Annotated in this window: 10 protein-coding genes; 1 reads left to right on the plus strand and 9 read right to left on the minus strand. The window is 60.2% G+C overall.

The genetic code is table 11. From position 1 onward, the window contains the following. The first annotated feature begins 51 nt into the window (after positions 1–51). On the plus strand, positions 52–312 hold the full coding sequence (locus tag KJY40_RS05200) for a hypothetical protein (protein WP_230735411.1): 261 nt from the start codon (positions 52–54) through the stop codon (positions 310–312). A 107-nt stretch (positions 313–419) separates the two neighbouring features. Here KJY40_RS05200 and KJY40_RS05205 read toward each other — a convergent pair whose 3' ends face one another. The 9 genes from KJY40_RS05205 to KJY40_RS05245 all read right to left on the minus strand — a co-directional run bounded on the left by KJY40_RS05205 (position 420) and on the right by KJY40_RS05245 (position 13057). Further along, the gene (locus tag KJY40_RS05205; protein ID WP_007953682.1) at positions 420–1400 is read right to left on the minus strand and encodes a peptide ABC transporter ATP-binding protein; all 981 of its coding nucleotides are present in this window, start codon (positions 1398–1400) and stop codon (positions 420–422) included. Next, positions 1400–2368, minus strand: coding sequence for an ABC transporter ATP-binding protein (locus KJY40_RS05210; RefSeq protein WP_011332433.1), 969 nt, complete (start codon positions 2366–2368; stop codon positions 1400–1402). Before KJY40_RS05210 ends, KJY40_RS05205 begins: the two co-directional genes overlap by 1 nt. Positions 2369–2378: 10 nt before the next feature. After that, entirely contained in the window at positions 2379–3305 is a 927-nt protein-coding gene (locus KJY40_RS05215) for an ABC transporter permease subunit (RefSeq protein ID WP_039769224.1), read from the minus strand. 11 nt (positions 3306–3316) lie between these two features. Next, positions 3317–4327 (minus strand): ABC transporter permease subunit, encoded by a 1011-nt coding sequence (locus tag KJY40_RS05220; protein ID WP_007953665.1) that lies wholly within the window; start codon positions 4325–4327, stop codon positions 3317–3319. 74 nt (positions 4328–4401) lie between these two features. After that, a complete protein-coding gene (locus KJY40_RS05225; RefSeq protein WP_230735413.1) occupies positions 4402–5997 on the minus strand; it encodes an ABC transporter substrate-binding protein in 1596 nt (531 codons plus the stop codon). 78 nt (positions 5998–6075) lie between these two features. Next, a complete protein-coding gene (locus KJY40_RS05230) occupies positions 6076–7491 on the minus strand; it encodes an OprD family porin (RefSeq protein WP_127796912.1) in 1416 nt (471 codons plus the stop codon). 178 nt (positions 7492–7669) lie between these two features. Further along, positions 7670–9268, minus strand: a complete 1599-nt coding sequence (locus KJY40_RS05235; protein WP_230735414.1) for an ABC transporter substrate-binding protein — start codon at positions 9266–9268, stop codon at positions 7670–7672. Positions 9269–9569: 301 nt separating this feature from the next. Further along, positions 9570–11195, minus strand: a complete 1626-nt coding sequence (locus KJY40_RS05240; RefSeq protein WP_230735416.1) for an ABC transporter substrate-binding protein — start codon at positions 11193–11195, stop codon at positions 9570–9572. Between the two features lie 260 nt (positions 11196–11455). Next, positions 11456–13057, minus strand: a complete 1602-nt coding sequence (locus KJY40_RS05245; protein ID WP_230735417.1) for an ABC transporter substrate-binding protein — start codon at positions 13055–13057, stop codon at positions 11456–11458. Positions 13058–13090 lie beyond the last annotated feature (33 nt).

Genomic DNA, 13090 nt, shown 5'->3' on the forward strand with positions numbered 1-13090 from the left:
TCAGCGTCAGGTCAGCATGAATTTCTCACCCGGAACAGGATGGACTCGGCTATGAAAAACAGGTTGCTACGCGTTTTGCTGCTGTTGAAAGTGATGGTGATGCTGTCCCTCGGCACCGCGACGGCCTGGGCCGAGTGCGAGGATCACGATACCCAGGCCTCCAGCGGGCAGGTGGGGCACAGCGCGCTGCTGCTGGCCAAGTCCGAGTCCGAGCCGGGCGATCAGGGCCAGGGTGGCAGCGCCGACGATGACGACTCGACCACCGATGAGCCAGACACCGACGATCCGGACGAAGGCGACAGCCAGACGTAGATTTCGGGCAAAAGAAAACCCCTTCTTTCCCGATCGATGCGCAATCGGGGCAGAAGGGGTTTGGTCAACTCATCAACAACCCGCCCCGGGAAACGGGGCGGGTTTTTTCATGCCGCGCCGTCGAGGAATTGCTCGGCGTAGTGGCACGCGACCTGACGCGTGTCGAGCTGGCGCAGGGCCGGCTCTTCGCTGCTGCAACGCGCGGTGGCGTACGGGCAGCGCTTGTGGAACGCGCAGCCAGGCGGCGGGTTCAGCGGGTTGGGCAGCTCGCCGACGATCTTGATTTTCGGCTTGTCCGGATCCGGGTGGATGGTTGGCGTCGCCGACAACAGCGCCTGGGTGTACGGGTGTAGAGGACGGGCGTAGATGTCGTGCTTCGGACCGATTTCCACCGGGCGACCGAGGTACATCACCATCACGTCATCGGCCACGTGCTGCACCACCGCCAGGTTGTGCGAGATGAACACGTAACCGGTGTTGAACTCCTGCTGCATGTCCATGAACAGGTTCAGCACCTGCGCCTGGATCGACACGTCCAGCGCCGAGGTCGGTTCGTCCGCCACCAGCACTTTCGGTTGCAGCATCATGGCTCGGGCCAGCGCGATACGCTGACGCTGACCGCCGGAGAACATGTGCGGATAACGCTGGTAGTGCTCGGGACGCAAGCCGACCTGCTTCATCATCGCCTGGACTTTCTCGCGACGCTCGGCAGCACTCAGGTTGGTGTTGATCAACAGCGGTTCGGCCAGTTGATCACCGATTTTCTGCCGAGGGTTCAACGATGCGTACGGGCTCTGGAACACCATCTGCACGTCTTTGCGCAGTTGTTTGCGCTGAGCCTTGTCGGCGCCGGCCACTTCTTGCCCGGCAATTTTCAGGGAGCCGGACGACGGCTCTTCGATCAGGGTCAGGGCGCGGGCGAGGGTGGATTTGCCGCAGCCCGATTCACCAACCACGGCGAGGGTCTTGCCGGCTTCCAGCTCGAACGACACGCCGTTGAGGGCGCGCACGGTCGCGTGGCCCTTGAACAGGCCACGGGAGACTTCGTAGTGACGGGTCAGGTCGCGGGCGGTAAGTACGACGGCCATTACGCCACCTCCTGGTTCAACGGATAGAAGCAGCGGGCGAGGCTGTGGCTTTTCGGGTCAAGGGTCGGACGCTGCGCGCGGCAGCTGTCCTGCACGTACGGGCAGCGCGGCGACAGCAGGCAGCCTTGCGGGCGGTCGTAACGGCCGGGAACGATGCCCGGCAGAGTGGCCAGACGCTCGGCACCCTGGCTGTGTTCCGGAATCGCCTTGAGCAGCGCTTCGCTGTACGGGTGGGCCGGGATGTCGAACAGTTGCGGCACCTGACCAACTTCAACGGCTTGACCTGCGTACATCACGCAAACGCGCTGGGCGGTTTCGGCTACCACGGCGAGGTCGTGGGTGATCAGCACCAGGCCCATGTTCTGCTCTTTCTGCAACGCCAGCAGCAGGTCCATGATCTGCGCCTGAATCGTCACGTCGAGTGCCGTGGTCGGCTCGTCCGCGATCAGCAGTTTCGGCTCGCCGGCAATCGCCATGGCAATCGCCACACGCTGGCTCATGCCGCCGGACAGTTGGTGCGGGTAGGCGTCCATACGGCTGGCGGCGCCCGGGATTTCGACTTTTTCCAGCAGCTCGATCGCACGTTTGCGCGCTTGCTTGCCGGACATTTTCAGGTGCAGGCGCAGCACTTCTTCGATCTGGAAACCGACGGTGTAGCTCGGGTTCAGCGCGGTCATCGGGTCCTGGAACACCATCGCCAGGTCTTTGCCGACAATCTGCCGACGCTGGCGGTTGTTCAGCTTGAGCATGTTCTTGCCGTCGAAGCTCAGCGAATCGGCGGTGACGATCCCCGGGTGCTCGATCAGGCCCATCAGCGCCATCATGGTCACGGACTTGCCGGAACCCGACTCGCCCACGATCGCCAGGACTTCGCCCTTGTCGACTTTCAGGTCGAGGCCGTCCACGACCGGGGTGGCGTTCTTGTCGCCGAAGCGAACGTTGAGATTCTTGATTTCTAACAGTGACATGGGAATCTCCTCAGGCGGCGTTCTTGAGTTTCGGGTCCAGCGCATCGCGCAGGCCGTCGCCCATCAAGTTGATTGCCAGCACGCTGAGCAAAATGGTCAAACCAGGCAGACTCACCACCCACCAGGCGCGTTCGATGTAGTCGCGGGCCGAGGCCAGCATGGTGCCCCACTCAGGGGTTGGCGGCTGGACGCCGAGGCCGAGGAAGCCCAGGGCGGCGGCATCGAGGATCGCCGAGGAGAAGCTCAGGGTCGCCTGAACGATCAGCGGTGCCATGCAGTTCGGCAGCACGGTGATGAACATCAGGCGTGGCAGACCGGCACCGGCCAGGCGCGCGGCGGTCACGTAGTCGCGGTTCAGTTCACCCATCACGGCAGCACGGGTCAGACGCACGTAGGACGGCAAGGACACCACGGCAATCGCGATCACGGTGTTGATCAGGCCTGGGCCGAGGATGGCGACGATCGCCACGGCCAGCAGCAGCGACGGCAGGGCCAGCATGATGTCCATCAGACGCATGATGGTCGGGCCGACCACTTTCGGGAAGAAACCGGCGAACAGACCCAGCAGGATCCCCGGGATCAGCGACATCACCACCGATGACAGACCGATCAGCAGCGACAGGCGCGACCCCTGGATCAGACGCGACAGCAAGTCGCGACCCAGTTCATCGGTGCCGAGCAGGAATTGCATCTGCCCGCCTTCGAGCCACGCCGGCGGCGTCAGCAGGAAGTCACGGTATTGCTCGCTCGGGTTATGCGGGGCGACCCACGGCGCGAAGATCGCGCAGAAAATCACCAGCAGCATGAACAGCAGGCCGGCGACGGCGCCCTTGTTCTTGGCGAAGGCCTGCCAGAACTCTTTGTACGGTGACGGGTACAGCAGACTTTGATCCACGGCGGTGGCGGCGGTGACTACTGAGGAAGTTGGAGTGCTCATGGGTATTGACCTCAGCGCTGATGACGGATGCGTGGGTTGGCAAAGCCGTAGAGGATGTCCACCACGAAGTTGACCAGAATCACCAGGCAGGCGATTAACAGGATGCCGTTTTGCACAACCGGGTAGTCCCGGGCGCCGATGGCTTCGATCAGCCATTTACCGATGCCGGGCCAGGAGAAGATGGTTTCGGTCAGGACCGCACCGGCCAGCAGGGTGCCGACTTGCAGGCCGACCACGGTCAGTACCGGAATCAGCGCGTTGCGCAGACCGTGCACGAACACCACGCGCGACGGCGACAGGCCTTTGGCCTTGGCGGTGCGGATGTAGTCTTCACGCAATACTTCGAGCATCGACGAACGGGTCATCCGCGCGATCACCGCCAGCGGAATGGTACCCAGCACGATGGCCGGCAGAATCAGGTGGTGCAGGGCATCGAGGAACGCGCCCATGTCATCGGCCAGCAGGGTGTCGATCAGCATGAAACCGGTGCGCGGCTCGATGTCGTAGAGCAGGTCGATCCGCCCGGACACCGGGGTCCAGCCCAGGCTCACCGAGAAGAACATGATGAGGATCAGGCCCCACCAGAAGATCGGCATCGAATAACCCGCGAGGGAGATGCCCATCACCCCGTGGTCGAACAGGGATCCTCGCTTGAGTGCCGCAATCACCCCGGCCAGCAGGCCCAGGATGCCGGCGAACAGCAGGGCGGCCATGGACAGTTCCAGGGTCGCCGGGAAGAGGGAGGTGAACTCGGTCCATACGCTCTCACGGGTGCGCAGGGATTCGCCGAGGTCGCCATGGGCCAGTTTGCCGATGTAGTCCAGGTACTGGGCGTACAACGGTTTGTTCAGACCGAGGCGTTCCATTGCCTGAGCGTGCATTTCGGGGTCGACCCGACGTTCGCCCATCATCACTTCCACGGGGTCGCCGGGAATCATGCGAATCAACGCGAAAGTCAGCAAGGTGATGCCGAAAAACGTGGGGATCAACAACCCCAGTCGGCGGGCAATAAAACTAAACATCGTGTGTGGTACCTCATCAGCCGGTTAGGCGTGCCCGGCGACCCTGGGGTCAGGGAGGCCGGGAGTTTTCTTATCTACTTCACCTGGGTGGTGGCGAAGTTATTGGTTGTCAGAGGGCTGATGTGATAGCCCTCTACGTTGTTGCGCATTGCGGTGAACATCCGGGTGTGGGCCATGCTGATCCATGGCTGGTCCTGATTGAAGATGACTTGCGCTTCTTCATACAGCTTGGCGCGTTCGGCCGGATCTACTTTAGCCCGTGCTTCGTCGAGCAGGGTCTGGAATTTCTCGTTGCACCAGCGAGCGTAGTTTTCGCCGTTCTTGGCGGCTTCGCAACTGAGCATAGGCGTCAGGAAGTTATCCGGGTCGCCGTTGTCGCCCGCCCATCCGGCCGAGACCATGTCGTGCTCGCCGGCCTTGGCGCGTTTGAGCATCTCGCCCCATTCCATCACGCGGATGTCGATCTTGATCCCGACTTTCGCCAGGTCAGCCTGCATCATCTGCGCGCCGAGCATCGGGTTCGGGTTGGTCGGGCCGCCGCCGTTGCGGGTAAACAGGGTAAACACGGTGCCTTCCGGTACGCCGGCTTCCTTGAGCAGCTTGCGGGCGGCGTCGAGGTCACGGGGCGGGTTCTTCAGGTCGTGGTTGTAGCCCAGCAGGGTCGGCGGGTACGGGTTGACCGCGACCGACGCGTTGCCTTTGCCGAACAGGGCGTTGACGTAGGCTTCCTTGTCGAAGGCGATGTCGATCGCTTTGCGCACCCGCACGTCGCTGATGTACTTGTGCTGGGTGTTCATGGCGATGTACGAGACGGTCATCGCGTCCATTTCATCGACTTTCAGGTTGCTGTCTTTCTTGATGCTCGGGATGTCATCCGGTTTCGGATACAGCGCGATCTGGCACTCGTTGGCCTTGAGCTTCTGCAGACGCACGTTGTTGTCGGTGGCAATCGCCAGGATCAGCGCGTCAGCCGGGGCCTTGCCGCGGAAGTAGTCCGGGTTGGCCTTGAAGCGAACCTGAGCGTCCTTGGCGTAACGCTGGAAGATGAACGGGCCGGTACCGACCGGTTTGTTGTTCAGGTCGCCGGTCTTGTTGGCCTTGAGCAACTGGTCGGCGTATTCGGCCGAATAGATCGAGGAGAACGCCATGGCGATGTCGGCCAGGAACGGCGCTTCGCGGCGGGTCAGGGTGAACTTGACGGTGTTGTCGTCGATTTTCTCGACGCTTTTGAGCAGTTCCTTGAAGCCCATGCTTTCAAAGTACGGGAAGCCCACGCTCGACAGTTTGTGCCACGGGTGATTCGGGTCCAGCTGACGCTGGAAACTCCAGACCACGTCGTCGGCGTTCATGTCGCGGGTCGGCTTGAAGTATTCGGTGGTGTGGAACTTGACGCCTTTGCGCAGGTGGAACGTGTAGGTCAGGCCGTCTTCGCTGATGTCCCAGGACTCGGCCAGCGCCGGAATCACTTCGGTGGTGCCGGGCTTGAAGTCCGCCAGACGGTTGAAGATGGTTTCGGCCACCGCGTCGGCAGTGACTGCAGTCGTGTACTGGACCATATCGAAGCCTTCCGGGCTGGCTTCGGTGCAGACCACCAAGGGTTTGGCCGAGACGCCGACAGCGACACTCAGCAACGCAGCCGCGATGGCCGCACGTAGGGGAAGCATTTTCATCAAGAACCCTCTGCAATCGGTTGAAGACAAAAAGCCGAACGGCCGACTCGTCACTGAGTCAGCCGTCGGCTGGCGTTTTTACAGGATGTTGAAAGGAACGGTGGTCACCAGACGGAACTCGTTGATGCTGCCGTCAGCCTGGTTTTCGCTCGCACGGTGCGCTGTGTAGGTCGCGCGAACGGTGGTGGCTTTCAGAGGACCGCTCTGTACCGCATAAGCGGCACCGATGCCGTATTCATAGTGGTGCTCGCCGTCCATCGACTGCACGCCGTCGTAGCCGCCACCCTTGTAGTGAGTGCCGTCGATGCCCCAGCCGCGGGCCTGGTAGATGTTGAACTTCAGGCCTGGCACGCCGTATTCGGCCATGTTCAGACCGTAGGCCACCTGAAAGGATTTCTCGTTCGGGCCGTTGAAGTCCGACAGCAGGGAGTTGGCCAGGTAGATGCCGTTGGTTTCGTGCAGGTAGTCGAAGTACTCGTTACCGTTCACTTCCTGGTAGGAGAAGGTCAGGGTATGCGCCTGGTGAGTCAGGCCGAACGACAGGGAGTAGGTGTCGTTGTCGATTTCGCCCAGTTTTTTCTTACCTTCGTCCACGGTCTTGTAGTAGTTCAGGCCGGTGGTCAGAGCCAGCACCGAGCTGTCACCCAGCACGTGGGTGGCGCCGAAGTAGTACTGGTTCCACAGGTCTTCGGCCTGGGTGCCCCACAGGCTGGTGGTCAGGCTGGCGAACGGCTGGTACGAGATGCCGCCGGTGTGAACGTGGTCGGCTTCGGCATCGATCGCGCCGTATTCGGAGCGGAACTTGCTCAGGCTTTCTTCGGTACGCGGCGAAACGCGGTCGAACGAGGCCAGGTCGAAGGACAGGTTGTTCAGTTCTTCGCTGTGGATCGCGATACCTTCGAAGCTCGATGGCAGCGGACGGTTGCCGATCACGTCAACCTGCGGGCTGCTGAAGTTCATGCGGCCGGCGGTCAGGGTGGTGTTGGAGATACGCGCCTTGACGTTGGCCAGGCCGACTTTGCTCCACTGGCCCTGGGCTTCGCCGCCTTCACGGGTCAGGGTACGGTTGTTGCCTGCGCCTGGACGGGTGCCCGGTGCGCCACCGTTGTTGGACGCCAGGTTCTCGCGGTCACGCTCCAGCGCGATGGCGTTGTACGCCGCCACTTCGGTGCTGAAACCGACGGTGCCTTCGGTGAAGCCCGAGTTGTACTTGACGATGGTGCCTTGCACCCAGTTGATACGGCGGTCGGTCGGAGTGGCCACGCCATCCTTGCGATAGGTGAACTTGCCGCCGCGTTTCAGTTGTTCGTTGGCGTACCAGTTACGGGTCGAGCCGCTGATCGACTGACCTTCGAGGAAGCCGGTGGCTTCAGCCTGGGCGCTTTTCTCGTTGACGGTCACCGGGGTGAACGCCTGGCTTTGGGTTTCCGCGTAAGCCGTGGCGGTGATGCTGCTGATGGCCAAGGCCAATATCGCGGTATTGCTCAGTTTCATGGGTGAAGCTCCTTTACTTTCTTTTTATGCCGGCTTTTTTGGGTTGGCCGGTTATTGGTTTAGAACTCATTCACACATCGCAAACGTTTGCAAAAGGCCTGATTGGCGAATTTCGGCAAAGCGCTTGCGTGAGGGGGTAGACGGCCCCCCTCAGCATTGCGGCTAATCGGTTTTTTGTTTAATCGATGCTGACACCCGAAAACACGTTGCGACCGAACGGGCTCACTTTGAACCCTTCGACTTTGGCGCTCAGTGGCTGGTTGACCGTCGAGTGAGCGACAGGCGTGATCGGCACTTGCTGCTTGAGCAGTTGCTGGGCCTGTTTGTAGAGCACGGTGCGCTGGTCACGGTCGGTGACGACCTTGGCCTGTTTGATCAGCTTGTCGTAAGTCTGATCGCACCACATGGAGTAGTTGTTGCCGCCGATGGCGTCGCAGCTGTAGAGCGTGCCGAGCCAGTTGTCCGGATCCCCGTTGTCACCGGTCCAGCCGATCAGGCTGATGTCGTGTTCGCCGTTCTTGGTGCGCTTGATGTACTCGCCCCATTCGTAGCTGACGATCTTCACTTTCAGACCGATCTTGGCCCAGTCGGCCTGGAGCATTTCGGCCATCAGTTTGGCGTTGGGGTTGTACGGACGTTGTACCGGCATCGCCCACAGGGTGATCTCGGTGCCTTCCTTGACGCCGGCAGCCTTGAGCAGCTCTTTGGCTTTCTCCGGGTTGTAGGCGGCGTCCTTGATCGTGTCGTCGTAGGACCATTGGGTCGGCGGCATGGCGTTGACGGCCAACTGGCCGGCGCCTTGATAAACAGCGTTGAGAATTCCCTGTTTATTCACCGCCATGTCCAGCGCCTGACGCACTTCGAGCTGGTCGAACGGCTTGTGGCGGACGTTGTAGGCGATGTAACCGAGGTTGAAGCCCGGCTTCTCGATCAGTTGCAGTTTCGCGTCGTTCTTCAGCGCCGGAACATCGGCCGGGCGCGGATGCAGGGTGACCTGGCATTCACCGGCCTTGAGCTTCTGCACGCGTACCGAAGCGTCGGTATTGATCGCGAAAATCAGGTTTTTCAGCTTCACCCGGCTCGGATCCCAGTAATGCGGGTTGCCGGTGTAACGGATGTTCGAGTCTTTCTGATAGCTCTTGAACACGAACGGGCCAGTGCCGATCGGCTTCTGGTTGATGTCGCTCGGCTTGCCTTCGGCCAACAGCTTGTCGGCGTATTCGGCAGACAGGATGGCGGCGAAGCTCATGGCGATGTTCTGGATGAACGCGGCGTCGACGCTGTTGAGCGTGAACTGCACGGTCAGCGGCCCGGTCTTCTCGACCTTGGCGATGTTCTTGTTGAGGCTCATCCCGTTGAAATACGGGAATTCGGTCGGATAAGCCTTACGGAATGGCTGTTGCGGATCGAGCATGCGGTTAAACGTGAACAGCACGTCGTCGGCGTTGAAATCGCGCGTAGGTTTGAAGTACGGCGTTGTATGAAATTTCACACCTTCACGCAGGTGAAAGGTGTACTTGAGACCATCCTCGGAAATATCCCAACTGGTTGCCAGGCCCGGTACGACATTGGTCGCGCCTTTTTCGAACTCGGCCAGTCGGTTGTACAGCGGTTCGGCGGCGTCGTTATCGGTCGCCGTCGTGTACTGGGCGGTATCGAAACCGGCCGGACTGCCTTCGGAGCAGAACACCAGGCTGTTGCTGGCGGCGAAACTGGCGGACGTGGCGGCCAACAGGCCGGCGCCCAGCAATGCGGAAAAAACCAAGGTATGGCGCATGACGCTCCCTCTTTTCTTAGTGTTTTTCAATGCGCCGCGATCCCGTCCAGGGACGTTGTGGCTGCATCGAGCTCAATCCAGTACGAACAGCAAAACCGATAGCCCACGCAGTCACTGGTCAGAACCCGACGGTAGGGGCCGTGGGTCTGGCAGTAAATGCGCTGAGTCCTAAAGACTCGTAGGAAAAGGCGACACGTCCTAGCCCAAGCCAGTAAGACTGGTTGGAAAAGGCTGTAGGCAAATTCCTGACTTCTCGGCAAAAAAAACAGCGGCGACGCTGAAAACGTCGCCGCTGCTTCTTTTATTTACTGACGCTGACGCCGTAGAAGGAGTTCAAGCCGAATGGGCTGATCTTGAAGTCCTGCACGTTGGCGCGCATGGGTTGATACACCGTCGAGTGAGCGATAGGTGTCATAGGGACTGCATCTTTGAGGACGTGCTGCGCCTCTTTGTAGAGTTCGGTGCGCTTGGCCTGGTCAGTAGTGCGCTTGGCTTCTTTCACGAGGCCGTCGAATTTCTTGTCGCACCATTTGGAGAAGTTGTTGCCACTCAGGGAGTCGCAACCAAACAACACGTTGAGCCAGTTGTCCGGATCACCATTGTCACCGCTCCAGCCAATCAGCATGCCCTGGTTCTCGCCACCTTTGGAGCGCTTGATGTACTCGCCCCACTCGTAGCTTTGAATCTTCACTTTCAGGCCGATCTTCGCCCAGTCGGACTGGAGCATTTCAGCCATCAGCTTGGCGTTCGGGTTGTACGGACGCTGAACCGGCATCGCCCACAGGACGATCTCGGTACCTTCCTTGACGCCGGCTTCCTTGAGCAGCTGTTTGGCTTTCTCGGGATCGTACTTGGCGTCCTTGATGGTGGTGTCGTAAGACCACTGGGTCGGCGGCATGGCGTTGACGGCCAGTTGGCCGGCGCCCTGGTAAACCGAGTCGATGATCTGAGGCTTGTTGACCGACATGTCCAGTGCCTGGCGAACGCGCAGGTCGGCCAGCGGGTTCGGCTCGTTGCTGCCCTTGACCTTGTCCATCACGTTGTAGGCGATGTAGCCCAGGTTGAAGCCAGCCTGGTCAGGCATCTTCAGCGCAGGATCGGCTTTCAGTGCCGCGAGGTCGGCCGGACGCGGGAACAGGGTGACCTGGCACTCGTTCTTTTTCAGCTTCTGGATACGAACCGACGGGTCGGTGGTGATGGCGAAGATCAGGTTGTCGATCTTCACGTCGTCAGGCTTCCAGTAGTCCTTGTTCCCGGTGTAGCGGATGTTGGAGTCTTTCTGGTAGCTCTTGAACACGAACGGGCCAGTGCCGATCGGCTTCTGGTTGATGTCGGCAGCCTTGCCTTCCTTCAGCAGCTGGGCTGCGTACTCGGCGGACTGGATCGACGCGAAGCTCATGGCCATGTTCTGGATGAACGCGGCATCGACTTCTTTCAGGGTGAACTTGACGGTGTGGTCGTCGACTTTATCGATCTTGGTGATGTTGGTGTCCATCCCCATGTCGGTGAAGTACGGGAATTCGGTCGGGTACGCCTTACGGAACGGGTCATCCTTGTTAATCATGCGATTGAAGGTGAACAGCACGTCGTCGGCGTTGAACTCACGAGTCGGCTTGAAATACGGGGTGGTGTGGAACTTGACGCCTTCACGCAGGTGGAAGGTGTAGGTCAGGCCGTCATCCGAGATGTCCCACTTGGTCGCCAGACCAGGAATCACGGCGGTGCCGCCACGCTCGAACTGGGTCAGACGGTTGAACATGGTTTCGGCTGAGGCGTCGAAGTCGGTTCCGGTGGTGTATTGGCCTGGATCGAAACCGGCCGGGCTGCCTTCGGAGCAGAACACCAGGTTAGTCGCAGCGGTGGCGAAAGGTGCGGAGGCTAACAAGCCTGCGCCGACTAAAAACGGAATGACCGCGTGTTTAAGCATGTTGGCCTCATGATTTGTTGTCATTTTTTAGTTGTGAGGTACGACCTCGTGAGTCGTGCCTGCGGATACTTATGCAGGGCCCATACCCAATGCAAGATCCAGAGCGCTCGGTGGCGTCAAAGCGTGGCACGAACGTACCTTAATGTCGCATCCGTATAACTTCTGACGCATTTGACCGTTTGCGGCCGGTTTTTACGGTGCAAACGAAGCCCCAAAACGGTGCATTAGTCACGTTGTGCGCGCCGGATTGGGGCCGGGTGTTACTTATTTATACCCACGCCATAGAAGGGGGTTAGACCGAACGGGCTGATCTTGAAGTCAGTGACTTCCTTGCGCAGCGGCTGGAACACCGTGGAGTTGGCGATCGGCGTGATCGGCACCTGCTGTTTAAGGATCAGTTGCGCCTGTTGATACAGTTTTACCCGTTGCGATTTATCGGTGGATACCTTGGCCTGCTGTACCAGCTTGTCGTAGGCCGGGTCGCACCACTTGGCGTAGTTGCTGCCGTTCACCGCCGCGCAGCTGTAAAGCACGCCCAGCCAGTTGTCCGGGTCGCCGTTGTCACCGGTCCAGCCGTAGATCATCGCGTCGTGTTCGCCATTCTTGGCGCGCTTGATGTACTCGCCCCATTCGTAACTGACGATGTTGGCCTTGATGCCGATCTTCTCCCAATCCTGCTGGATCATCTGTGCCGACATCCGCGCATTCGGGTTCGAGGCGCGCTGCACGGTCATGGCCCAGAGGTTGATGGTTGTACCGGGTGCAACCCCGGCTTCCTTGAGTAGCGCCCTGGCTTTTACCGGGTCGTGTGGCGCGTCTTTTATGTTCGGATCGAACGACCATTGCGCGGGCGGCAAGGCGTTCTGTGCCAACTGCCCGGCACTCTGGTAAACCGCCTTGATGATTGCCGGTTTGTCGATGGCCATGTCCAGCGCCTGACGCACTTTGAGCTGATCCAGCGGTGGATGGGTGGTGTTGTAGGCGAGGAAACCGAGGTTGAAACCGGCCTGTTTCAACACCCGCAGATTCGGGTCTTTTTCCATCACTTCGATGTCGGCCGGGCGCGGGTAGCCGCTGACCTGGCATTCGCCGGTCTTGAGCTTTTGCAGGCGTACGGCGGCGTCCGGGGTGATCGAGAACACCAGGTTATCGAGCTTCACGTCCTCGGGTTTCCAGTAGTCCTTGTTCGCTGCGTAGCGGATCTGCGCGTCCTTCTGGTAACGCTTGAACACGAACGGGCCGGTGCCGACCGGTTTCTGGTTGAGGTCGGCGGCGTGGCCTTCCTTCAGCAGTTGGGCGGCGTATTCGGCCGATTGCACCGAGGCGAAGCTCATGGCGAGGTTTTGCACGAAGGCGGCATCGACGTTGTTCAGGTTGAAGCGCACGGTGTTTTCGTCGAGCTTTTCCACGGATTTGATCGTGGTGTTCAGGCCCATGTCGGTGAAGTACGGGGATTCGGCGGGGTAGGCCTTGCGGAAGGCGTTCTCCGGGTCGAGCAGGCGCTGGAAGGTGAACAGGACGTCGTCGGCGTTGAAGGTGCGGGTCGGGGTGAAGTAGTCGGTGGTGTGGAACTTTACGTTTTGGCGCAGGTGGAAGGTGTATTGGAGGCCGTCCGGGCTTACGTCCCAGTTCGTCGCCAGGCCGGGTTCGATTTCGGTGCCGCCGCGTTTGAATTGGGTGAGGCGGTTGAAGACGGTTTCGGCGGAGGCGTCGAAGTCGGTGCCGCTGGTGTATTGGCTGGGGTCGAAGCCGGCGGGGCTGGCTTCGGAGCAGTAGACCAGGGTTGTTGCTGCGTTGGCGATTGGGGTTATGGCGGTCAGGGCCAGGGTGATCAGGAGTGGTTTGAAGGTGAATCGATCCATGGAGTCCCCGGGTGTATTGGAGGTCGTTGTGGG

It is taken from the genome of Pseudomonas fitomaticsae, from assembly GCF_021018765.1.
In the GTDB taxonomy this organism is placed as follows: Bacteria; Pseudomonadota; Gammaproteobacteria; order Pseudomonadales; family Pseudomonadaceae; genus Aquipseudomonas; species Aquipseudomonas fitomaticsae.